The sequence below is a fragment of the Psychromonas sp. SP041 genome, assembly GCF_000470315.2.
Classification (GTDB): Bacteria; Pseudomonadota; Gammaproteobacteria; order Enterobacterales; family Psychromonadaceae; genus Psychromonas.
Genome location: NZ_CBRF02000011.1, coordinates 22,410 through 46,252, shown reverse-complemented (window position 1 = coordinate 46,252; position 23,843 = coordinate 22,410). Strand labels below are relative to the sequence as shown.

At 37.3% G+C, this 23,843-nt stretch carries 20 protein-coding genes; 15 read left to right on the top strand and 5 right to left on the bottom strand.

Features of this window, described 5'->3' with window-relative positions:
• The first annotated feature begins 128 nt into the window (after positions 1-128).
• The 12 genes from SP041_RS07920 (at position 129) to SP041_RS07865 (ending at position 12,420) form a co-directional block, all read left to right on the top strand.
• Positions 129-2,255: a TonB-dependent siderophore receptor gene (locus tag SP041_RS07920; protein ID WP_025564825.1), complete on the top strand. Its 2,127-nt coding sequence runs from the start codon at positions 129-131 to the stop codon at positions 2,253-2,255.
• Between the two features lie 415 nt (positions 2,256-2,670).
• Entirely contained in the window at positions 2,671-4,887 is a 2,217-nt protein-coding gene (locus SP041_RS07915; RefSeq protein ID WP_025564826.1) for a TonB-dependent receptor, read from the top strand.
• Positions 4,888-4,979: 92 nt separating this feature from the next.
• Positions 4,980-5,651, top strand: a complete 672-nt coding sequence (locus SP041_RS07910) for a Fe2+-dependent dioxygenase (RefSeq protein ID WP_025564827.1) — start codon at positions 4,980-4,982, stop codon at positions 5,649-5,651.
• A gap of 139 nt (positions 5,652-5,790) precedes the next feature.
• Positions 5,791-6,438 (top strand): PepSY-associated TM helix domain-containing protein, encoded by a 648-nt coding sequence (locus SP041_RS07905; protein WP_037049367.1) that lies wholly within the window; start codon positions 5,791-5,793, stop codon positions 6,436-6,438.
• A 79-nt stretch (positions 6,439-6,517) separates the two neighbouring features.
• Positions 6,518-7,030 (top strand): DUF2271 domain-containing protein, encoded by a 513-nt coding sequence (locus tag SP041_RS07900; protein ID WP_025564830.1) that lies wholly within the window; start codon positions 6,518-6,520, stop codon positions 7,028-7,030.
• Between the two features lie 89 nt (positions 7,031-7,119).
• Positions 7,120-7,953, top strand: a complete 834-nt coding sequence (locus tag SP041_RS07895) for a DUF4198 domain-containing protein (RefSeq protein WP_025564831.1) — start codon at positions 7,120-7,122, stop codon at positions 7,951-7,953.
• 14 nt (positions 7,954-7,967) lie between these two features.
• On the top strand, positions 7,968-8,303 hold the full coding sequence (locus SP041_RS07890; RefSeq protein ID WP_025564832.1) for a hypothetical protein: 336 nt from the start codon (positions 7,968-7,970) through the stop codon (positions 8,301-8,303).
• On the top strand, positions 8,300-8,914 hold the full coding sequence (locus tag SP041_RS07885; protein ID WP_051368554.1) for a hypothetical protein: 615 nt from the start codon (positions 8,300-8,302) through the stop codon (positions 8,912-8,914). The genes SP041_RS07890 and SP041_RS07885 overlap by 4 nt, the downstream gene beginning before the upstream one ends.
• A gap of 23 nt (positions 8,915-8,937) precedes the next feature.
• A complete protein-coding gene (locus SP041_RS07880; RefSeq protein ID WP_037049358.1) occupies positions 8,938-9,840 on the top strand; it encodes a zinc ABC transporter substrate-binding protein in 903 nt (300 codons plus the stop codon).
• Entirely contained in the window at positions 9,840-10,592 is a 753-nt protein-coding gene (locus SP041_RS07875; RefSeq protein WP_025564836.1) for a metal ABC transporter ATP-binding protein, read from the top strand. The genes SP041_RS07880 and SP041_RS07875 overlap by 1 nt, the downstream gene beginning before the upstream one ends.
• A complete protein-coding gene (locus SP041_RS07870) occupies positions 10,592-11,470 on the top strand; it encodes a metal ABC transporter permease (RefSeq protein ID WP_025564837.1) in 879 nt (292 codons plus the stop codon). Before SP041_RS07875 ends, SP041_RS07870 begins: the two co-directional genes overlap by 1 nt.
• Positions 11,470-12,420: an ABC transporter substrate-binding protein gene (locus tag SP041_RS07865; protein WP_025564839.1), complete on the top strand. Its 951-nt coding sequence runs from the start codon at positions 11,470-11,472 to the stop codon at positions 12,418-12,420. The genes SP041_RS07870 and SP041_RS07865 overlap by 1 nt, the downstream gene beginning before the upstream one ends.
• Positions 12,421-12,615: 195 nt before the next feature.
• On the opposite strand, the gene SP041_RS07860 is transcribed toward SP041_RS07865, so the two are convergent.
• Positions 12,616-14,076 carry a hypothetical protein gene (locus SP041_RS07860; protein WP_025564840.1) on the bottom strand — a complete coding sequence of 487 codons (1,461 nt, stop codon included), beginning with the start codon at positions 14,074-14,076 and terminating at the stop codon, positions 12,616-12,618.
• Between the two features lie 448 nt (positions 14,077-14,524).
• Between SP041_RS07860 and guaD the strand changes: the two genes are divergently transcribed.
• Both guaD and SP041_RS07850 read left to right on the top strand, forming a co-directional pair.
• Positions 14,525-15,835 carry a guanine deaminase gene (gene guaD / locus SP041_RS07855; RefSeq protein WP_025564841.1) on the top strand — a complete coding sequence of 437 codons (1,311 nt, stop codon included), beginning with the start codon at positions 14,525-14,527 and terminating at the stop codon, positions 15,833-15,835.
• 110 nt (positions 15,836-15,945) lie between these two features.
• Entirely contained in the window at positions 15,946-16,524 is a 579-nt protein-coding gene (locus SP041_RS07850) for a nucleoside triphosphate pyrophosphohydrolase family protein (protein ID WP_025564842.1), read from the top strand.
• 184 nt (positions 16,525-16,708) lie between these two features.
• Here SP041_RS07850 and SP041_RS07845 read toward each other — a convergent pair whose 3' ends face one another.
• Positions 16,709-18,001 (bottom strand): HAMP domain-containing sensor histidine kinase, encoded by a 1,293-nt coding sequence (locus SP041_RS07845; protein WP_025564843.1) that lies wholly within the window; start codon positions 17,999-18,001, stop codon positions 16,709-16,711.
• Between the two features lies 1 nt (position 18,002).
• Positions 18,003-18,707, bottom strand: coding sequence for a response regulator transcription factor (locus SP041_RS07840; RefSeq protein ID WP_025564844.1), 705 nt, complete (start codon positions 18,705-18,707; stop codon positions 18,003-18,005).
• A gap of 287 nt (positions 18,708-18,994) precedes the next feature.
• On the opposite strand from SP041_RS07840, the gene SP041_RS07835 reads away from it, so the two are divergent.
• Positions 18,995-19,480, top strand: a complete 486-nt coding sequence (locus SP041_RS07835; RefSeq protein ID WP_025564845.1) for a GAF domain-containing protein — start codon at positions 18,995-18,997, stop codon at positions 19,478-19,480.
• 168 nt (positions 19,481-19,648) lie between these two features.
• Here SP041_RS07835 and SP041_RS07830 read toward each other — a convergent pair whose 3' ends face one another.
• On the bottom strand, positions 19,649-20,788 hold the full coding sequence (locus SP041_RS07830) for a sodium:phosphate symporter (protein ID WP_025564846.1): 1,140 nt from the start codon (positions 20,786-20,788) through the stop codon (positions 19,649-19,651).
• 438 nt (positions 20,789-21,226) lie between these two features.
• The gene (mutS, locus tag SP041_RS07825; protein WP_025564847.1) at positions 21,227-23,836 is read right to left on the bottom strand and encodes a DNA mismatch repair protein MutS; all 2,610 of its coding nucleotides are present in this window, start codon (positions 23,834-23,836) and stop codon (positions 21,227-21,229) included.
• Positions 23,837-23,843 lie beyond the last annotated feature (7 nt).

Here is a 23,843-nt window from a genome sequence, read left to right as displayed (position 1 = left end):
TTTTGAGTGATAATTATTCTCATATAAGTTGTGCGCCTTTCTTAGACCATGAGTGTTATAGCGGGACAGATAACACGATAGTCACAATAAAAATAACAATAAAAATAAATGCGTTGGAGCAATGGAATATGTTTAAGAGAAGTCAATTAGCGATATTAATTGGGGCAACCTTTGTATCATCAAATATTTATGCAGACACCACTGATAATGAGGCGATTGATCCTGAAAAGTTAATGGTGGTGACTGGTGAGCGCGCTAATTATAAAGCAGATGCGAACACTGGTTCTATGCGTATGGAAATGACACAACTTGAAACGCCAGGACAAGTAACAGTACTTGATCAGCAATTAATTGAAGATCAACGAGCAACGACATTAGGTGACGTATTAAAAAATGATTCGAGTGTGTCTACCGGTAGCTTAAACAATAACTTCGAACGTTTTTCTATACGTGGTTTTGATCTCAGTACCAGTTCGGGTTACTTACGTGATGGCAAGCAGCATTTCTCATATTACCGACAACCTATTGAATTATTAGACTCTATTGAAGTATTGAAAGGACCTGCTGGTTTATTATATGGGCAATCAGCGCCCGGCGGTTTAATTAATATGGTGTCTAAAAAACCAACTAAAGAAACGCATATTGTTTTTAGTCAAGACCTTGGGTCTGACAATGAAACGCGAACCAGTATAGACGTAAGTGGTTCATTAAATGAAGAAGAATCATTACGTGCACGCTTGGTTTTATCTCAACAGAACTATGACTCTTGGCGTAATTACAGTGATGGATCAAGTCCATCAACGGATCGTTTTGTAGGCGGATTATTCGTTGAATACGATATCAATGACGATGTCACTGTTTCTGCTCACTATGACCGTACAACCGATGATTCTGGTGCTGACTCAGGCTCTTATATTGTTGATGGTGAAACGGTACTTGGTGACGATTATATTTGGGACGCACAGTGGTCGAATACATCAATTGAAGTTGAGAATGTTGGAGTGGGTATTGCCGCACAACTTAATGAAACTTGGACTGTAAAAGCGAGTTTTAACAACCAAGATTACAAACGTAACGATGTAGAAAGTTACCCCGATGAAACGACTTATAATGCTGATACTGGAACATACTCACATGCAAGTTATGCCAGCGATCGTACTGATAATTGGATCTTTCAAACAGCGAGTGTTGATTTAGTTGGCGAATTTAAAACAGGCAGTATCGATCATACATTGTTAATTGGGACAAATTGGGTCGGTTATAGCTATGAGCAAAGCAAATACACACTCTCAGTAGAAGACACGACAGTAGGGGAAGCAACTGCTGCAGCGACTTATCCTGATACACCGTCAACGAGTAGCAGTAAATATAATTCTTATGGTTTATATGTACAAGATATGATGACCTTTAACGAACAATGGCAAGTACTGGCCGGTCTGCGTTATGACATCAAAGTGACGCCTGGTGATGACGGTGAAGCAGATGAAAAGTTAGATGCTATTGTGCCTAAGTTTGCTGTTATTTATCATCCTGTCAGTAATGGTTCTATTTACTTAACTTACTCTGAAAGTTTTGAACCACAATCAGATGTGTCAGATAGTTCAGCGACGAACTTTGGTGCAGAACTTGACCCTGTCACAGGTACGCTTTACGAGCTTGGTAGTAAGTGGGAACTAATGGATGACCAATTATTTTTGTCGGGTGCTTTATTCCAAATTACGCAAGAAAATTCAACCATTGACTCTTATAACTCCGATGGTACTTATGAAGTTGCACAAATAGGTGAACGAGTGCATCGAGGTGCTGAAATCGCTTTCCAAGGTAACCTAACTGATGATTTATCATTAAGCGGTAGCGGTACTTATCTTGATGCTAAATACACAGTCGATGAAGATTACCAAGGGAATCGCCCTGCCGATGTACCTGAGTTTTCTGCTACGTTGTGGTCTCGCTATCAAGTAACAGAAGATACTGATGTGAATTTAGGCATTATTTATGTGGGTTCGCGTTACGGTGATAAGGACAATACCTTCAAAAAAGGTGCTTACACACGTTTTGATGCAGGTATTGCTCATTCTTTTCAATATGACCAAAACTTAGAAATGGTTTTTCGTTTCAATGTTGAAAACCTACTCGATACTGACTACTACGCTGGTGGATCTACAACTAATGGTGATTACGGATTAAATGGCTCACAAAATGTAGTGATTGGCGAGGAGCGTAATTTTATCGCTTCTGTACAAGTTCGTTATTAAACATTTGAATTTAATTATTCATCACTTATTAATTATTATTTATTAGTAGTGTAACGGCTAGGAAACTAGCCGTTTTTTATTCCCTACACTTCCTCTTCTTTTATTAATTCCATTTTATCTCATTTTCTTTTTTATAATCATGATGTCATTTATTGATTTTCTTTACTTACCTGAGTGCTATTCATACTGCAAATGTAAAGAATGTAATTTAATTGGTATTGATAACTATTATCACTAAAATCCTTTTCAGATTTTCTTCCTCACTTTTTATAAATATTTTTATGAGATTAAAACAAATTGTCTGTGAATACTTAAATCAGCAAATATATATTTGTCGTTTTTGATATGTTGAAAATAAATAGCGTTATGTACTTAAGTTTGTTGTGCAAACTTATCTAAAAGGAAATATTAGAAGATGTCTAACAAGTTTTTAAAAAAATCAAAGCCAATCACTAACTTGGCGATTGGATCAGCATTAATTACTGCTTTATCGCCTGCTTCATTTGCTGCGGATATAGAACCTGAAGTAACTAATATGGACGTAGTGACGGTGACTGGGAAGTCAGAGCAAGGAATTAATGCCGTCGATAATACCGCTACAAAAATGAATTTATCTTTGAAAGACACTGGTCGTTCTGTTGTAAAAGTAACAAAAGAGCAAATCGAGGATATGTCTGCAGAAGATGTTAAAGATATTGCTGAGTACGCGACTAGTATCAATACCAGTAGTTCTGCTGATCGTAACGTGATTATTCGTGGTATATCAACAAATCTTGATAACTTCATGGTGAATGGCTTACGTTCACTTCAAGGTGGTGAAGCAGGTTCTGGTTCTCGTTCTCCTAGTACTTATAACGTAGAGTCTGTAACAATACTGAACGGTTCTGACGCTATCTTATATGGTTCAGGTGTTGGTGGCGGTATGGTTAATATCATTACTAAAAAACCTCAAGAAGAATCAGAAACAACATTAGGTTTAAAAACAAGATCTTATGTGTCTGGTGATACGGCTAACTTTAAAAGAAACCAAGTATCAGTCAGTATTGATTCAACTGGTGAGTTAGTTGACGATAAAGTGTTATATCGAGTTAATGCAGAATTAACACCTGATGGAGAAGAGTACCAAGAAGGGCGCTCAACAGATGAACAAGCTATCGATGTTTCTTTGACCTTTAAAATTGGTGATAACACACGTATTACACCGCGTTTTGAATATATTAATCGTGAGACGACGGGCGGTAGTAGTTATGGCGATGGTGTTTACACCACTAACCTTGCTAATGGCACATTAGGTAATACGACAGATAGTTTTGGTAGCATTCTTAACCGTAGTTTTTATTATGGTAGTCCGTTAGATAAAGGCGCTAATAAATCAACCACTTTTGAATTAAGCGCTGAACATCAATTACAAAATTGGACGTTAAATGCAACTGCTGCAGCGGTCAATACTAAGTCAAGCGCGCAAGATCTCTATGCCAGCAGTAGTAGTGGTTTAGGTAATGCTATTGGTGATTCAACATTAGAAAGAAAGTGGGTTTATGCTCAAGGCGAAGACCAATATTTTTTACTTGATACCAATACTGAAGGGAAATTTGAGACGGGTATTTTTAAACATCATTTATTAACGGGCGTGAATATCCGTAATAAAAAAGTTAAATTTATGCGTAACTTCCAAGATAATGAAGATGCAATTGGCAATAATACAATCAATGTATATAACCCAGATGATCAAATTTATACTCAAATGCCCGACTCTTTAAAAGACGGCAACTATTCAACAACAACCGATAATGAAATCAATTTATATTTAAAAGATCGTATTAGTCTTGGTGATTTCACATTAGCGTTAGGGCTGGGGTATACAAGATTTGAAGGCGAAGAAACGAGTTCAGATGATTCAGATTATGATCAAAGCACTTCTAACTTTATCTATGATGCAGGTGTTGTTTATAAACTAACTCCAGATGTGAATCTATTTGCGTCTTATAGCCAAGCTTATGAACCGATTGATACGTCGACGTTGGTACAATATGGCCAAGATGGTGTTAGCTACGATCCAGAAGAAAGTGATAACTATGAACTAGGCTTTAAAGGTGACTTTTTCGATGATAAGTTAAGTACTAGTGTGACACTATTTTATATCAATACTAAAAATCAAACAGAGTATGAAACGATTGATGGTGATAGAGCGTTAGTACAGCGTTCAGGTGAAGCGTTCAGATCGACAGGGGTTGAAGTTAATGCGTTACTTCATATCACAGACCAAATTTCTAGCCGTATAAGTTACGCATACACTGACGCGTCTGATACTTCGGGTGACGATAAAGGCGTACAAGCAGATTACACACCTTATAACTCTCTTTCTATTTGGAATAGTTATAAGATGGATAGCGAACCAGTTCGTTTTGCATTAGGTATGAGAGCTGAATCAGGTAGTAATGATGGTGATTACAAGGTACCTGGATATGCAGAATTTGATTTTGGAACTTACTATGAACTAGAAAATTGGGATATCTCATTAGTGGTTCGTAATATGTTTGATAAAAGTCGCGTTGCTTCAACACCAAACTGGGTGTTGGCAGAAGGGAATGACCCTCGCTCTCTTAACTTAAATTTTAAATACCGTTTATAAGTGTCTTGTTATAAACACACTAAATAGTATTTTTAAATAACGATAAAGCGGACATATTAGTGTCCGCTTTTTTATAGAAAGGTTATTCGTTAATGATCACTATTCTTGAAAATGTTCTTTCTGAAGATGAACTAAAACAAATACATCAGACTTTGAGCCGTGGGACATTTCACGCAGGTGATGAAACGGCTGGTTGGGCTGCTAAGTCAGTCAAAAAGAATCTTCAATGGTATGCCGATCCTGAGTTAGAAACTGATCTTTCTAACACGATGACCACTAAATTAGTCACACATCCTGATTTTGCAACGACAACTTACGCTAAAAAAATTGCACCTTTCTTATTTAGCGAGAGTAAAGATTCTGGCGGTTATGGAAATCATGTTGATGATGCGCTAATGGGCGCTGATTCTATTATTCGTTCTGATATCTCTTGTACGATTTTCCTTTCTGATCCAAAAGATTATAACGGCGGAGAGTTGGTGTTTTCTATTGGAGCGCAAGCGTTAAGTTATAAATTGTCTGCAGGCCAAGCTATTATTTATCCATCTACCACACTGCACCGCGTAGAACCTGTGACAGAGGGGGTAAGAAGTGTTGCCGTTACTTGGTTAGAAAGCTATGTGCGTGATACTGAGAAACGAGGGATTCTTGGTGACCTTGACTTGGCTCGACGAAATATAATGACAACACAAGGTAAAAATTCAGCCTTCGACCAAGTGAGCCGCTCTCATGCAAACCTGTTACGACTATGGGCTGAAACCTAATCATTAAGCAATCACTCTAATTATTAGCCTCGCTATATAAATCTATTCAGCTAAAGCAAATGTAAAGAATGTAAGTTTCATTATTTTTTAAATGAGAATGAATTACATTTGCATCTTTATTGTCAACCTCGTTATGAATATGTCTAATATCGTTACCAATTCGCTCAAAAATAAGAAAGTACAGTTATGGGCTCGCCGTTTACATATTTATGTTTCGATGGCGTTATTACTGGTGGTGTTGTTCTTTTCACTGACAGGAATCACCTTAAATCGTCCGCATCTTTATGTGAGTGACTCTCCGAATGTTGATCGTAATATTTTATCAATACCAGACCGATTCTTTGTATTAGAACAAGGGAAGTTCAGCGTTGATAAAACACCATTATTAAATTATTTAGCCACTGAAGGAAAGTTGTCAGGAAAGCCTTCAGCGATGCAGATGTTCAGTGAAGTTGAAGAAGGCGAGCTAGTCGAAGGAGAGCTTTCCTTAGATTATAAAGGACCAGGTTATAACAGCACTGTTTTCATCGATATGGTGACTCAAGAAGCTGAAATTGAAATAACACATTACGGTGCAATCGCAGTCTTAAATGATCTGCATAAAGGCCGGAACAGTGGTGAAGTTTGGGCTTGGTTTATTGATATTAGCGCCTTACTCATGGTGTTTTTTGTCTTAACGGGTGTGTGTTTATTAGTGCCTAAAAAGAAGAGTTTTAGCTTGGGTCTAAAATGGACGGCTTTTGGTTCGATGGTCACGCTATTGATTTACCTGTTTGCTGTGCCTTAGCTTGACCGATTTAAAAAAAACCGAAAAAGAATCAAAAAAAAGAGCCTAAAAACAAGAACCTAAAAACGAGAGTCTACCAATGAAAGTTAAAAATTTAACGTGTTTACTGTTTAGTTTATGTATCGCTTTACCAAGCTGGGCTAAAAGCATTCCAGAAACAGCAACCATGGATATTGAGTTTGTTATACCGAATATCGAAGCGAGTATTTATGCACGCCCTTACGTTGCCGTTTGGATTGAAGACAAGCAACGTAAACCTGTCCGCACCATACAACTGTGGGTCGGTGAAGACGAATGGTTAAAAGACCTTCGTAGCTGGTGGAGAAAGGTGGGTCGTAACGATCGCGCGGTGGTTGATGCTGTTACTTCTGCAACAAGACCTGTCGGTCAATATCGCTTTAGTTGGGATGGGTTAGATCAACAAGGTAAACGTGTAGAGCAAGGTGATTACACTTTTTATGTGGAAGTGGTACGAGAGCACGGTGGACGTAATTATATACGTCAAAAAATACAGCTAGCAGAAGAGGGCTTTAACATGCAGTTAGAGCCTACTGAAGAAACAGGGTTAATCACCTTAGATTATCACCTGTAGACGTTGCTGAAACACTGTTTTTGAAATGTACGATGAAGTTATTTTGATTACCCAATTTTATTTTAAATTAGTTATTAAGAGAGAGAGAAATGTTGAATAAAAAAATAAACACACTGATTGTCCTTTGTTCTATTCTAGCTGGAAGCATGTTGTCTAGTGTTGCTAACGCACATCCTCGATGGGTATTGCCCTCACACTTTACTATTTCTAAAGAAGGTGGTGATTGGTTGACCTTTGATGTAACGGCATCTCACGGTACTTTTGTAATGGATAAACCAGCGGGTAGTGAAACGGCACAAATCATCATGCCTGATGGTCGTCAAGAGCGTCCTGATTTTGTATTACGTGGCAAACGCCGCTCAGTGTTTGATTTCTTCTTTTCTGAAGAAGGGACACATCGAGTGCAAATCAATAACGTACCAGGTTACGTAACACATTATAAAGCGGGTAAACGAGACACGGTAAAAAGAATACGAGCGAACAAAGTGGAACGTTCAAACTTATTACCTGAAACATCACGAGATATCAGCACAACGGTTATGTTCACTCGTGCAGAAACGTATATCACAGTCGGTAAACCAAGTGATAAAGCATTCCCATTAGAAGGCAAATTCTTAGAGTTACAACCTATTACTAAACCTGCTGATATTGTGGCTACTGAACCTGTTCGTTTTCAATTTTTCTTTAATGGCAAAGCACAAGCTGGTGTAAAAGCTGAAATTACACGTGACGGTACTTTATATCGTAACCAACAAGATCAAATTGATGTAGTCAGTGATGAGCAAGGTTTTATTGAGTTTACACCAGAGATTGCTGGTCGTTATATTCTAAAAGCGTCTCATACTGATAAGTTAGCTGACAGCCCATTAGCCGATAAAATGAATGCAAGCGTACACCTTACTTTCGAAGCAATACTTCCGTAGTGGGGGACTTAGCAATGACCTTTAAAAAGTCTTTTAAAACCTATTTTAAAACCTTAAGTGGCGCTGCGTTATTATTCTCAAGCAGCGCAGCCTTCGCTCACTTTCCTTTGATGCATTGCGTATCTGTTGGAGAGGCTATTGAGTGTGAAGCAGGTTACAGTGATGGTAGTAAAGCGATTGATTCTCGAGTCAGTATGTTTGATTACGATGACAACTTAATTGCTAAGGTAAAAACCGATAAACGCTCTGTGGCAACGTTTAAAAAAACAGCCGAAGAGTTTTATATTGTCTTTGATTCTGGACATGAAAGCCCTGTTGAAGTTGACAGTGTTGAGATAACAGAGAAATGATAATACAACAGACCGTTGTAAGTGAAAATAGGGGACATGAAGGCTATTGGATTGCTTTTTTATGTGCCCTTATTTTAATGATTGGCGCGCTGTTATTGCCTTATAACAGCGTTAACCACCAACATAATAACCTTCAAGCACATCAAGTGTTGATTACAGAATTAACACCCCCTCCTTTATCAATGATTGCAGAATTACGCCTTGCCTATGAAGAGATACATTACTTTCATGAAGCGAATCAAGCTTGGTTATCGGTACAGCAGTTAGAAGCAGACTGGATTGCACCTTTTGTAAAAGATAAAAGTTGGGCGCACCAAGGTGAACATCAATGGTCGCAAATAGCCCCTGGTATTTATCAAAGTAAACCGGCACAGGGCGGTCCTCGTTATTTATTAAATAGCCAAGATCAGGTGCTCGATATTTGGATTGATTTTAAAAACACAACACCACAAGCAAGCATTGTTAAAGTAAACGTTAATGCACAAGCTAATAGCGATGTTAAAGCAGAAGTTGCACGACCTAACACGCTTGATACAACATCATTAATTAAAGCAGGTTGGACTCAAGTGGTTTTTGAATCAGAACAAAACACATCCGAACACGGTCATTAACATCATTCACGAGACTCTCTATCATGTTTAAAACATTCTCTTTAGGTTTACTATTGATGTTAAGCAGCAGCTTAAGTCAGGCAGAAAAATTAACCGTTGGTATTACATTACAACCTTATTACAGTTACGTAAAAGCCGTAGTCGGAGACCTCGTTGAGGTATTACCGTTAGTTGATGAAGGTTTTAATCCTCATAACTATCAACCACAAGCAAATGATTTACGCCGTTTAAATATGATGGATGTCATTGTTATTAATGGCATTGGGCACGATGACTTTGCATTAAAAGTGATTAAAGCGGCTAACCGCGATGATTTGATTATTATAAAAGCCAATAAAGACGTGCCGTTATTACCTGCAATGGGGCAATCAGTTGGCAGTGGCGTAGTGAATCCACATACCTTTGTTGGTGTTTCAACCACCATTCAAAAGGTTTATACGATTGCTAATGAGATGGCAAAAATAGACCCTGATAACGCCAAGCAATACCGAGCGAATGCGCGTCAATATGCGTTAAAGTTTAGAAAGATGAAGCACCAAGCAATGCTGGCATTAAGCGATATTGATACTGCTGGCATGAAAGTAGCAACCACACATAATGCTTACGGCTATATCTTGCAAGAATTTGGTGTCGAAGTCAGTGCAGTTATTGAGCCTGCACATGGTGTTGAACCGAGTGCGAGCCAACTACAAGAAACCATTGAAAAAATCCGCGCCTCAGGCATTGATGTATTGTTCTACGAGCTTAATATGCCGAATCGTTATGTTGATACGATTGAGAAAGAAACAGGTATAAAGTTGTACCGTTTTTCTCACATGACTCATGGTGCTTATGAGGAAGATAAAGTAGAAGTCGAAATGTGTAAGAATTTAAATACCTTAGTGGAAGCGATGAAGTTTACTGCACAGCAAAAAGGCGGTGCGTAGTGGGACCTTCAATTTCATTGAACGATGTTGGTTTACGTTATGAAAATAACATCGTATTACAGGATATTTCTGTTTCACTTGATGCGGGAAAATGTCACGTGATCATGGGGCCAAACGGCGGTGGTAAAACCTCTTTATTACGCTCAATCTTAGGGTTAACGCCTTTTAAAGGTGAGATAAATGTTAATTGGACCGATAGCAAGGGGAAGATCGGTTATGTGCCACAAAAGGCGACCTTTGAACCGAGCTTACCGTTAACCGTACTTGATTTTATTCTACTCAACCAAAGTCGTTCTCCGCTATTTTTTAACTTTAATAAAAAACACAAAGTGAAAGCACTAGCACAATTAGCACGTTTGGGTATGGCAGACCGCGCTATGTTTCGCATGGGGCAATTGTCAGGCGGTGAACAGCAACGTGTTCTGTTTGCTCAAGCATTATTAGACAATCCCGACTTACTTATTTTAGATGAACCCACCAATGGCATGGACGATCAAGGAGTACGTTACTTTGAGTCTTTGATCAGTGATTTAGTGAAAGAGCAGAAAACAATTCTTGTGGTACATCATGATATCAGTGCAGTGCGCCGTTTAGAGGCAACTGTACACGTGGTAAATGGTGTATTAATTGAAAGTGGTGACGCGAGTGAGGTATTGCAAACCAATAAGATAGAGCAACTCTTTAATCATTATCGTAGTACGCCAGTGGCCGATGTTGTTAATGACTCAACGGTTAATAGTGAGGTGGCATAGTGGATACGTTACGTTTATTAGCAAGCCAAGGCGCTGAAGCCGGTTGGTTAAGTGAAAGCTTCTCCTATGCGTTTATGGTAAATGCATTAGTGGCGGCATTATTAGTTGGGCCGCTATTAGGTGGGTTAGGCACCTTAGTGATTGCCAAGCGCTTAGCGTTCTTTTCAGAAGCGGTTGGTCATGCAGCTTTAACGGGTATTGCGATTGGTGTGTTATTAGGTGAACCTCCTGAGAATCCGATCATTGGTTTGTTTTGTTTTTGCATGATTTTTGCGTTGTTATTACATTTTGTGCGCAACCGAACGGCTGTTCCTTACGATACGTTAGTCGGCGTTTTTCTTGCTGTTGCATTAGCTGGTGGGGCGGCATTACTGATGTACGTTGCCCGTAAAATTAATATTCACATGTTAGAGAATGTTTTATTTGGTTCTATTTTAACTATTACTGATTTTGATTTATTAGTGTTAGGCGTCAGTTGTTTACTGATTATTGTTGGTCTTATGTTTACGTTTAATCGCATTTTATTAGCATCGATTAGCCCTGATATTGCGAAGGTACGCGGTTATAACACGCATTTTTATGATTACTTATTCGTTATGATGATTACCTTAGTGACCATTGCAGCGGTTAAAATTGTAGGTGCTGTATTAGTGGGGGCATTATTGCTTATTCCGGGGGCTACGGCGCGTTTAATGACAAAAAGCATGGGTAGTTTTGTGCTGTTATCTTCGTTATTAGCGACTCTGAGTTGCTTGATTGGTACGTTATTACCAATGGAGTTAAAACTCCCTATTCCCTCTGGCGCATCGATCATTTTAGTCGCTGCTAGTTTCTTTTTAATCGCGACTCTTTATCGCATTATTGGTGGGCGTTCATAATGAAAAAAGTACTCAACTCATTTATACCTAAAGCATCTAAAACCTCTAAAATTTCTTTATATAAAACATTCAACAGACTGAGTAAGTTATCTCGCTATGTTGTTATGTTTGCTGGGCTATTCGTACTATTACCAAGTCAGTTAATGGCCAAGGATATTTTAACCACCACACCGATCACCTATCTGTTAGCGACCCAATTAATGAAAGGTTCGCCAATCACTACCACTTACCTTGCTCCAAAGCGTTATGGCTTGGAACGATTAAATAATTGGTATGCGACTAAAGGAGAGGCGAAGGCATTAGAGGCAGGTAAAACAGCAACGGTTGCGATTACGCTAAAGGCATTATGGCCACAGGATCCTCTCTTTGTTTATGCGCGACAGGGCAATATTAATTTAATTGAAATCGATGCATCACAATCTATTTCACCACGTGCGCGCGGCATTGCAAGTGTGCAATTAAGTGATGGTAGTAGCTCTATTTATGCTTGGCTTAACCCGAATAATATCGGCACTATGCTTAGTATTGTGAGTGAAGATCTAAAACGAATTTGGCCTGAATATAGTGGTTTAATTGAGAAGAATCAGCAGCAGTTATTAGTTGATACTCGTTTGCTTATCAATCAACAACAGCAAGCTTTATTCGATAAAGAGATTGATTCAGTGGTGCTATTATCCGACCAATTGGAAGACTTTGCTTCAGCTAATCAACTGTTTGTTGTGCAGCGCTTATTCAAAGCAGAGTTAGAATGGACTGAACAAGATAAGTCTGCACTGAAAGCATTATTACAAGAGTCACCGCATTTATGGTTATTAACCACGAAGAAAGTATCTCAACAACTTAAGCAATTATTACCTGATTTCTCAAATATATTAGTGGTTGATAGTATCGATCGTTGGGGTGGTTCAGGCATCAAGCTAGAGAAACCATTACAACGTTGGTTGTTTTAAAAGTGGCATTGATTGCGTTAAAGCGACATTAATGATGAGCGCGTTAAAATTAACTTAAGGAGTTATTAACTTAAGCACTTATTAACTTAAGTATTTATTAATCTGGCCATGATTAAACAAAAATGCCGTTTAGCTTTAATAAGTTAAACGGCATTTTTATAGGCTCAGAAAACATTAAGCATTAAGCATTAAACATTAAAGGCGTCGTTTAATATGCATTAAAGAGTACAGTGTCGATTGTAATTTCTTATCTGCTTTATCTTTAATTTTCGCTTCGCCTGCTTTTTCTATTTCTATAATCCCTGAGCGGTTTAAAGTGATCCGGTAACGTTCAAATTGTGCTTGATACTGACCTTGGTCTAAGGCAACAATCACGTTAATTTGGTAACGTCGTTCAATCGACGTCGTTTGGATCTTTTCTCTATTCGCCGTTGTATCTAAACGTTCATAGACTTTACCTGTACCACCTTCTGCATAACGTGTTAATGGACGTAAACTAAAGAATATGTTTTCTTCCATCGTATCGTAACCCGCTTGGAAACCTTGCTTACTGACTCGCGTTTCAATACGGTAATGCAATAGCTGCGCACTTTGTTTGTTTTGAGAGTGACGCTCTGCTAGTAAGTCTTTACTCTGTTGCGGTAGTTTTTTACTGATGCTGTAATCTAACCAGACTTTCTGCTTTGCTATCTCTACTTGGCTAGTTGAATCATATAAAGTACGCGCCCATTTAGGTTTTCCTCGTCGTATCCATCGCCATAATATGTTTTTAAATTCATCTTTAAAGACTTCACGTACCCCATAAATGATCGCTAATAAGAAGATCATTAAAGTGGTTAATTGGCTGAATGCACCTTGAGTTTTAATGATCAACACTAATACCACACTCATTAACAAAGCAGTCGCAACACCCGTCACCATTTTCTTAGTGTGATTGCCGAGTACGAGTGTTTTACTTTTAAAAATCACCCCATATTCAATCAAGCGTCGTAATAAACGCATTTTGTTGGCAATACGGTTAGGATCCTTTAAAGTAGCTTCAGAGTTATAACCTTTTTTCTTGCGGTATTGACTCTCTTCATCACAAATAGCGAGTAACGCTAAACGTGTTTCAGAAAATTCGCTTGGGCGTGACTTTTTAACCAACATGCGCATAATGGTTTGTTCGGTATACCATGATAAATAGTTATCTACATTGTCATAGATAGAGGTTAGTTTGGCGCTTTTAGGTTGATGGCTACGATGCTTTTTTAGAATGTCTAAACAGTGCTCAGTCAATTCAACGGCAGCATCATAAAAGTCCGCTAAACTCTCGCTATCATTAATCGCTAATACTTCATTAGCATCAGTATCTAATGCTGAGATATATTGGTAAGCAAATAGGTTTAGGTTACTTTTATACTCTGATGCTGAGCGTTTCATACGGCTTGCAAAACGACGGTGTAATAGAGGCAAATGTAAGCCTTTAGTATGGTAAGCGCGACGCCCATTGATACCCGCATTGAAGTAATCTGTTTCCGATAAGGTATCTTTATTTATGCCCATCTCTTTTGGTAATGAAAAATATAAATCAATACGCCTAAACGTCCCTTGTTTCATGTGATGGGTCAATTTAATTGATAATTTTTCGTCTTGCTTTAAAGTGAAGTTGGGCAATTTTTCCTCCTTAGTTGGCAGCAGTATATCTGTATTGTAAAGCGTTGTAATGATCAAGAACGTAATTTTCTAAAGTTTTCACATACTCATTTATTGGTTTTTTCTTATTTAAAATAGATATAGAAATAAAACCTTTGTTATTGATTTTATGACTTTTAATAACCCTACTTATTGTAGACATTAACTGCTTTATATGAGTGCTTAATCACACCATTTTATGGCATGTTTATTAACATTAAATGAATGCCCTTATATTGATCCCCATTAAATTAGTACTTTAAGGTTGGCATGATTTTGGCTATATTACCGATGCTTTTGGTGATTTTCGGTTGTTAATAATAAAACGCTTGAAACAAGGACTCAGTTATTGTGAGTCAAAAATCATAGTTGTCATTTAATTTGACGTTATTTAACGCAACCTGAATAAATCTAACTATGGGCATTCTTTATGATTCAACAATCAAATACAGTTATTCGCGCCAGCTTTTTACATTTTATTAACGATCCAGCCAAAGTAGAAAATATTGACGATGCTTATCAATATATTTCTGATGGTTTACTGGTTATTGAAAATGGCAAAGTAAAGTCATTGACACCATTTAATGATAAAAGTGCAGACTTATATCCTCACCTTGAAGATAAACGCGGGCAATTAATCATGCCTGGGTTTATCGATACGCATATCCATTATCCACAAACAGAAATGATTGCAGCCTACGGTGAGCAACTTTTAGAATGGTTAGAGACTTATACGTTTCCAACCGAGAAACAGTTTAAAGATAAATTATATGCACAAAAAATATCGCAGTTTTTTATTAACGAACTATTAAAAAATGGCACCACTAGCGCATTAGTTTTCGGGACGGTTCATCCTGAATCTGTTGATGCGTTATTTGAAGAAGCTGAAAAAATAGATATGCGCATGATCGCCGGTAAAGTGATGATGGATCGCAATGCACCGAATTACTTATTAGATACTGCGCAATCAAGCTATGACCAATCTAAAGTATTGATTGAAAAATGGCATAATAAAGGGCGTTTACAATACGCTATTACCCCACGATTTGCACCCACCTCAACACCAGAGCAGTTAACATTAGCTGGCAAATTAAAAGCAGAATACCCAGATGTGTATGTACAGACTCATTTATCTGAAAACATAGATGAGATCGAATGGGTTAAATCGCTTTTCCCTGAGCGAGAAGGTTACCTAGATGTGTATGAGCATTATGGCCTAACAGGTGAAAAATCAGTCTTTGCACATTGTATTCATTTGACTGATAAAGAATGGGATACATTAGCGAAAACTAAGTCAGTGATTGCATTTTGCCCAACTTCTAATTTGTTTTTAGGCAGTGGTTTATTCAATTTAGATAAAGCAGATGAGCATCATGTACCTGTTGGTCTTGCGACTGATGTGGGTGGTGGTACGAGCTTTTCACAATTACGTTCATTAAGTGAAGCTTACAAAATAATGCAGCTACAAGGTAAAAAATTATCTGTTTTTAAAGGGTTATATTTAGCGACATTAGGCAGTGCACAATCACTTAGTTTAGACCATAAAGTGGGTAACTTTGAAAAAGGAAAAGAAGCAGACTTTATTGTATTAGATTGGGCTGCAACGGAATTACAAACATTACGTCTTGAAAATTCAAACAGTTTACAAGATAAATTATTTGCCTTAATGATGTTAGGTGATGAACGAAATATTCATTCAACTTATGTTGCAGGGAAATTAGTTTATAGCGTCGCTGATTAAGTCTATTTGCTCCGTTCTCCTGCCTATAATCGAGTGAAGAATTTAGTTATAATCAGATTCAGATGTTATAACTAATTTTATAATCAACTTTGTTACAGGTAGGAAATTTCATGAAATTAACTCAATTATCGACTGCTATTTACGAAAAATTGTATGCCGATATCACTCAGTTCAGAGAAACCTTTGATCTAGCTTGCGCCGCGCCAGAAACGTTAGATGATAAAGCGGATGAGTTACATACTTCATTAATTATCGAAGAGCTCACAGAGTTAGCAGAAGCGCCTTGTAAGGTTGAGCAGGCTGATGCGATTGTTGATAGTGTTTACGTATTAATGGGGCGTTTAGTGCATTTAGGCGATACTAAAGTTGAAGATAACCTTGCCATTAGTTACCTGATAGATTTGTTCTTAAATGTAGCGAAACAACGCAAGATTGATTTTATCACTTGTTGGGATGAAGTACATTCAAGCAATATGAGCAAAGTATGTCGTAATCAACAAGAATACACAGATACTGTTGCGTTTTATGCAAAGCAAGGCGTGACGCTAACTGAAAGTATAAAAGGTGAGTTTATCATCGCTAAATGTGCTGAAGACGTGCAGATGGAAAGTAAATTAGTGCGTAAAGGTAAGGTATTAAAATCTGTTTATTATCGACCTGCTGACTTAGCGCCTTTAGTTAATCTATAAGCTGTTAGTAAAAATATGCTATTAAGCGTTTAGCTAAACCTAAAACGATTACCTTTAAGTTATGCTTAAGTGATGTCTAAGTTTAGCGGAGCGCTTTTTTGTTAACTGCTACCAAGCTATTTTCTATATCAGCTATCTTCTATAAAAATAAACGTATTTGAATCGTGTTTTTAATGATCAATCATTACGAAAAATCAATCTCTACATAATGCCCATCGTCTGTTGCTATATTCTTATATTGCCAATCATAGTGTTGTATTAAACGTTCTGTTAGCTCTAAACCTAAACCAAACCCTAGCTCATTTTTGAGTTGGTTTTCTGTTTTTGGAATGTCATTAATGTCTTGAGAATCAAACTCTCGATTATTAATGATTAAGTTACTGCCTGCTTGAATAATACAAATTTTACCTTCCGTAGTATGCTGTAGGGCGTTACGAAGTAAATTACTAATGACAATACGACATAAAGCTTGAGGTAATAACAACATAGTTTCATCTGTTGTAATCTTTACTTTTACACTTTTGCCATTGAGTAAATAAGACAGTTCTTCTAATAATTGTTCTGTGAATCCACCAATAGAAATACTTATTAATGGAATAGATTTATCTGTTTTTCTGTTTAACCATAATAGAGTCTCAGTGAGATCTGTCATATTAAAACTAGCACGCTCAATACGTTCTAATACCTGTAGCTGCTTATCTACACTGATATCTTTTTCTATCATTTTACGTAACAACTCAGTATTCGTACGAGTAACCGCAATTGGTGTGCGTAATTCATGGCTCGCATAACCTAAAAAGCGATGCTCTCTATCTAAACTTTCTTGTACCGAACGTAAACTAGATTGAACAATATTAGCTAAACTATTGAGCTCACTAAAGTGGAAGTCAGGTATTGGCTGCATTAGTTGTTCTTTATTTAAATTTTTAGTCCACGCCATTAATTTTTCAATGGGATTAGCCACTTTTCGTATCATTAAATAGGGGACTAATGCAAACAATGCCATTAGCACTAAAGCAATTAAAGAGAGATATAAAAATGGTGGTATTTGCTCTTGTTTAGTCTGTTCAATATCTTTCCACTTTGGGGAAGTAAACATAGAAGAAACATAACGTACTTTATCTTCTCGTGTTACTTTCAATACAAAGTAGCCAGCTTCAGGCGCTGAAAATATTGGATTACCATCAATACTTTTAAGTAACAAATTATCGATAAGATCCTCTTGATTCAGTCTCTCCTTTATTTTCGGTGGTAAGTCTTCCCAGCGAGAGGCGACAATAAAATCATGAATCTCTACAGGGTGCCCATCTGATACTGGCACTTTATAAGCTTGTGAACGCATCGCATTGCGCATAGAAAAGTCGATACCCGTTAAAAAGTAATTGAAACTCACTGCTGACATGATCGAAATAGTCGTCACGCCAGTAATAATTATCATGATCAAAAAATATACTTTTAAGCTTGGTCTTATTTTCATACTAGCTGCTCGTTTTTAATACAAAACCATGGCCTACTAAGGTATGGACTAATTTTTGATGGCTTGGTTTATAAGTATTATCTAAATTACCATCGACGACTTTTCTTAAATTAAACATGTGTACTTTTAAGCTATTACTATCAGGTTGTTGATCTCCCCATACACTTTGTATGAGTTTATCTCTACTGACTGGATTTGGACTGGCTAATATTAATGTTTCTAGAATTTTAAAGCTGGTTGGAGATAACTTTAAAGGCACTGAATCACGCGTAATCATTTGTTGTTTACAATCTAATTCGAGTCCACATGCATTGACCTTTTTCGTTTCCCCGCTGCGTCTGCGCGATAAAACCTGTACACGAGCAATCAACTCTTCCATTGCAAAAGGTTTAACTAAGTAATCATCCACTCCTTTTGAGAAACCCTGTAATTTATCGTCGAGTGTGTCTTTAGCTGTTAGCATTAAAATAGGTACATCAATACCTTGTGAACGTAATGTTTCACATACTTCTAAACCATTCATTTTTGGCATATTTAAATCTAAAATAACCACATCATAGTTATTTGATTTGATTAGATTAAAACCAGATAAACCATTTGCAGCATGATCACATTTTATTTTTTCAAGTTCAAAATAATCAATAACGGCAGTCGCTAAGTCAATGTCATCTTCGACTAATAATAACTGCAGTTTATCTAAATCCATGCTCAAATCTCACTTATAATGTAGGTACTTTATTTTATTGGAATAAATTAACAATAGTTCGGTTAACGAATGGTTAAGTTATTTTTATTATTTTTTTGAAATATATTGGTGGTTATCCCTTTCTTCTAAAAGCACTGTATCGTTTAAACTAATATTGTCATTCAATTTGCTAATCTAATGGCGAGAATGAAATCGCATATTTATATGTTATGTTAAAAATAGTTGATTATATAGAAACCACATTAATGACGGGCTATTTGTAAAAAGTAAACTTTAGAGGAGATTACATGATTGATAACACTGCGGATAATATGTTTGAAAGTATTTTTGAAGATAATCAAACACAACAAAAAATTGACGAGATTGCTAAAAAGTCAGGCATGAGTTCAATCTTAGTCATGAAGTCTCATGATAATGAAATGGAAGTGGTATTAAGCGGTGGCGATACCGGTAAAGAAATTTATCATGCCCGAGATAAAGGGAAAAAGAGCACTCACTCTGAAGGAAAGCATGCGTTATATTGTGAACGAGTGGTTAATACCAATGATGTACTAGAAGTACAAAATGCCGCTAAAGATCTTAATTGGAAAGATAACGAAGATTTAACTGAGTTCGGATTGGGCACTTATTTAGGTGTACCTATTGAAAAAGATGGCAAAGTTGTAGGTACCGTGTGCGCTTTGAACAATGAATCTATCGATTTTGAAAATGAACAATACAATGTATTAGAGCAGCTACAAAAAGTGAAAGGTGATATTGAAAGTAAAATTTGATTTATTGCTTAAAACACCGTGCTAAAAATCACGATTAAATAATGATGTTAAACATGTCTTTTGGTTGTGAGAGCATCAAATAAAGAATAAAAAAAAGCGATTCAATGAATCGCTTTTTTAATATATGCAGATTGCTTAAGCTAGTTATACTCTAGCTTTTATTTTTTATTAACGTACACCCACCAAGATTAGTCCAGGTAATATGAAGAAAGTACCAACAACATATCCTAAAGCTAATAATTTATTTTTTGTACCTACGTCTGCTAACTTCTCTGCTCCTTTTAACGGTAATTCACGTAAGAAAGGAATACCGTAAATAACGACGACTGCTAAGAAGTTAAACAAAAAGTGAACTAAAGCAATGGTTAATGCGGCTTCAGCCATTGGACCTGAAATAGCGGTTGCTGCTAACAATGCTGTTATTGTTGTTCCAATATTTGCACCCAGTGTGAAAGGGTATATTTGACGTGTTGTAAACATGCCGCTACCCGCTAATGGAATCATTAAGCTGGTTGTTGTTGATGAAGATTGCACCATCACGGTCATTAATGCACCAGAGGTAATACCAGCGATTGGACCTTTACCTAACGCATTATGCAATATCGCTTTAGCACGACCGACTAATACTTTTTTCAGTACTTTACCTAAGAAAGTCACAGAGAATAAAATAAGCACAACACCGGCTACAACCATCGCAATACCGGCCATTTTACCTGGGACAATTGATGCCATATCAGAAATAATGTTGACGCCTGGTTTAGTTAAAGGCTTCATAAAGTTAAAACCTTTCATCGACATATCAGCACTACCTACAAGCAAGTGCGAAGCTGCGCCTGCCATTTTTTCTAATAAGCCAAACATCAATTCTAACGGTAGGAAAATGAATACCGCAATTAAGTTAAAGAAGTCATGAACTGTTGCTGCACTGAAAGCACGTTTAAAGTCTTCATTGTTACGAACGTGACCAATTGAAACAATCGAGTTTGTAATAGTAGTACCAATATTTGCACCCATAATTAATGGAATGGCAATTGAAACAGGTAAACCGCCAGCGACTAAGCCGACTGTTACTGCTGTTACAGTCGAAGAAGATTGTACTAACGCTGTTGCTAATGTACCTAAAATCAATGCAACTAGTGGATTACTTGCAAACTGGAATATTTCAGCGGCGCCAGCTGCACCACCTGAGAATAATTTAAAGCCACTGCTCACACTACTGACAGCGACTAACATGCAATACACTAAAAAAACGACAGCAGTCCAATTAAAGAACTGATTCATTGTTGTATTATTATTTGGAGTATTCATTTTTAAAGCCTATTCAATTAAGCGACTATTACGCAATGATGTTAATTATTTAAGTACGGTGATTAAAACAGAGTTTTGTTACAGAAATATTTCAATTGTCATAAAAGATTCGTTAAACTGAAATAATTTTTGTTTTATTAAGTTTTTGCTCTGAATGTAGAACCGAAAAAATTAACTTAGTTTTAATTAACTTAGCTTTAATCAACTTACTTCTAATTAATGAAGGTTTAGTCGCCAGAGTCGGCATGTTGATTGGTAATATTTATCAGTAATATTAATGAGTGATGTTTATAAGCAAGGTTAATACGCGATATTGGTTAATTAGGCTAATAGAGCAAAGTAATCGGTAAGAGTAGAAATTAGAACAACAAAAAAGGGACAAAATGTCCCTTCATATATTTACTCGTTGAGCCAAGTTCAATAAGCATCGTCGGTTATTTATAACTGTTCTTTTAGTTCATAAAGCATTGCTAATGCTTGCTTAGGCGTTAACTCGTCTGGATCGACTCCTTCAAGTAAAACCACCGCTTTATGTTTTTCAGACTCTGAGAAGTTTAAGCTACTTTGAACTTGAACTTCGGCAATATTGTCTATCGTTTGCTGGTTATTTGTTTGGTTTTCAAAAGATTGAGACTGTTTAGAGGACGCTTCTAATTGCGCAAGTTTTTGCTTTGCGTTATCTAACACTGATTTAGGAACACCTGCTAATGCAGCTACCTGTAACCCATAGCTTTTATTCGCAGCGCCTTCTTGTAATGCGTGTAAAAAGGCAATGGTATCGCCATGCTCTACGGCATCTAAATGCACATTTACTAATTCTGGAATCGTTTCAGGTAAACGTGTTAATTCAAAGTAGTGTGTTGCAAATAAAGTATAGGCTTGAATTTTTTCAGCCAATTGCTCTGCACAGGCCCAAGCTAACGATAAACCATCAAAAGTACTGGTGCCTCGGCCAATTTCATCCATTAGCACCAGTGAGTTAGGCGTTGCATTATGTAATATATTCGCTGTTTCAGTCATTTCTACCATGAAGGTTGAACGGCCACTGGCGAGATCGTCTGATGCACCTATACGAGTGAAAATACGATCAATAGGGCCTATTTTTGCACTTTGAGCAGGAATGAAACTACCAATGTGTGCCATCAATACCATTAACGCAACTTGACGCATATAGGTCGATTTACCACCCATGTTAGGGCCAGTGATAATCAGCATACGACGTTGGTTATGTAAGTTAACAGGGTTCGCAATAAAAGGCGTTTTACTCACTTGCTCAACAACAGGATGTCGACCTTCTTCAATCTCGATACCGTTTTCTTGTTGTAACACCGGGCGAACATAATTTAAGGTTAACGCGCGCTCTGTTAACGTATTTAATACATCCAATTCTGCTAATGCTTTTGCCGTGAATTGTAAGCTTTTTAAATGTGGCAATAACAAATCAATTAATTGCTCGTAGAGTTTTTTCTCTAATGCGAGTGCTTTACCTTGGCTAGATAATACTTTTTCTTCGTGTTCTTTTAGTTCTGCAATGATGTAACGCTCAGCACCTTTAAGTGTTTGGCGACGTACATAATGCTCCGGTACATGCTCAGATTGATTTCGGCTTATCTCAATAAAGTAACCGTGTACTCGGTTATAACCGACTTTTAAAGTGCTAATGCCAGTACTTTCACGTTCACGTTTTTCAAGTGCATCTAAGTAGTCCGTTGCGCCTTTTGAAAGGTTACGCCAATGATCTAACTCTTCGTTATAACCCGCTTTGATCACGCCGCCGTCACGTATTAATACAGGTGGGTTATCGATCACTGCCGTTTCTAATAAGGTTAATAGTTCAGGATAGTTACCCATTTCTTGGCTTAATGTCGACACGAGTTCAGAAGGTAATTCTGCAATTAAATGCTGTAATTCAGGTAACAAAGAAAAAGCACAGCGTAAACGCGTTAAATCACGAGGGCGTGCAGAACGTAATGCTAAACGTGCAATTACGCGCTCAATATCACCAATCTGTTTCAGTGGCAGAGAAAGTGCATCAGTTAAATCAAAATCCATTAACGTTTGGATCATGGTTTGACGGTAATTTAAGACCGTTAAATTACGAATCGGCTGATGTATCCAACGTTTTAATAAACGGCTACCCATTGGGGTTACTGTGGTATCTAATATTTGCGCTAGCGTATTATCGGTCCCGCCTGCCAAATTAAAGGTTAACTCTAAGTTACGGCGTGTGGCCGCATCTAAAATAACCGTATCAGTGCTTTGCTCTAATGTAATTGATTGAATATGGGTAAGCACTGTACGTTGAGTATCTTTTAAATATTGTAATAACGCACCAGCAGCACAAATTGCAAAGTGTGCTTTTTCAATACCAAAACCCACGAGATCTTTAGTACCTAATTGCTGAGTTAATAGTTTTTTGCAGGTACCTAACTCAAATTCCCATTCAGGGCGACGACGAATCGTAGGTAAATGTTCAATTAGCTCCAAACATTCAAAGTTATCTGGGTATAAGAGTTCAGCTGGATTTAGGCGTTGTATTTCTGCTTGTAAAGATTCAGCTTTGTTTAACTCATTAACAATAAAACGACCACTGCCAATATCTAGTGAAGCAATACCAAAGGTGTCACCCTGTTGGTAGACTGAACATAATAAGTTATCTTGTTTATCATCTAATAACGCTTCATCAGTGATCGTGCCAGGGGTAATGATACGTACTATCTTACGTTCAACAGGGCCTTTGCTTGTGGCAGGATCGCCAATTTGCTCACAAATCGCAATCGATTCACCAAGGGCAATCAATTTTGCCAAGTAGCCTTCAACACTATGGTAGGGAACACCGGCCATTGGAATGGCATTACCGCCAGTTTTTCCACGTTGAGTAAGGGAAATACCTAATAATTGTGACGCTTTACGGGCATCATCAAAAAACAGTTCGTAGAAATCACCCATACGATAAAAGAGTAAGGTGTCTGGCACTTCACTTTTTAAGGTTAAAAACTGTTGCATCATCGGAGTATGTTGTTTTAATTCTTGCGCTGTTGGCTTCATAATGAAT

Excerpts from the sequence above, each read along its gene's own strand:
- SP041_RS07910 (WP_025564827.1), top strand. The coding sequence starts at position 4,980 with ATGATCACTATTCTTGAAAATGTTCTTTCTGAAGATGAACTAAAACAA.
- SP041_RS07895 (WP_025564831.1), top strand. The coding sequence starts at position 7,120 with ATGTTGAATAAAAAAATAAACACACTGATTGTCCTTTGTTCTATTCTA.
- SP041_RS07880 (WP_037049358.1), top strand. The coding sequence starts at position 8,938 with ATGTTTAAAACATTCTCTTTAGGTTTACTATTGATGTTAAGCAGCAGC.
- SP041_RS07865 (WP_025564839.1), top strand. The coding sequence starts at position 11,470 with ATGAAAAAAGTACTCAACTCATTTATACCTAAAGCATCTAAAACCTCT.
- SP041_RS07915 (WP_025564826.1), top strand. The coding sequence starts at position 2,671 with ATGTCTAACAAGTTTTTAAAAAAATCAAAGCCAATCACTAACTTGGCG.
- SP041_RS07885 (WP_051368554.1), top strand. The coding sequence starts at position 8,300 with ATGATAATACAACAGACCGTTGTAAGTGAAAATAGGGGACATGAAGGC.
- SP041_RS07890 (WP_025564832.1), top strand. The coding sequence starts at position 7,968 with ATGACCTTTAAAAAGTCTTTTAAAACCTATTTTAAAACCTTAAGTGGC.
- SP041_RS07920 (WP_025564825.1), top strand. The coding sequence starts at position 129 with ATGTTTAAGAGAAGTCAATTAGCGATATTAATTGGGGCAACCTTTGTA.
- SP041_RS07835 (WP_025564845.1), top strand. The coding sequence starts at position 18,995 with ATGATTGATAACACTGCGGATAATATGTTTGAAAGTATTTTTGAAGAT.
- guaD (WP_025564841.1), top strand. The coding sequence starts at position 14,525 with ATGATTCAACAATCAAATACAGTTATTCGCGCCAGCTTTTTACATTTT.
- SP041_RS07905 (WP_037049367.1), top strand. The coding sequence starts at position 5,791 with ATGTCTAATATCGTTACCAATTCGCTCAAAAATAAGAAAGTACAGTTA.
- SP041_RS07900 (WP_025564830.1), top strand. The coding sequence starts at position 6,518 with ATGAAAGTTAAAAATTTAACGTGTTTACTGTTTAGTTTATGTATCGCT.
- SP041_RS07830 (WP_025564846.1), bottom strand. The coding sequence starts at position 20,788 with ATGAATACTCCAAATAATAATACAACAATGAATCAGTTCTTTAATTGG.
- mutS (WP_025564847.1), bottom strand. The coding sequence starts at position 23,836 with ATGAAGCCAACAGCGCAAGAATTAAAACAACATACTCCGATGATGCAA.
- SP041_RS07840 (WP_025564844.1), bottom strand. The coding sequence starts at position 18,707 with ATGGATTTAGATAAACTGCAGTTATTATTAGTCGAAGATGACATTGAC.
- SP041_RS07845 (WP_025564843.1), bottom strand. The coding sequence starts at position 18,001 with ATGAAAATAAGACCAAGCTTAAAAGTATATTTTTTGATCATGATAATT.
- SP041_RS07850 (WP_025564842.1), top strand. The coding sequence starts at position 15,946 with ATGAAATTAACTCAATTATCGACTGCTATTTACGAAAAATTGTATGCC.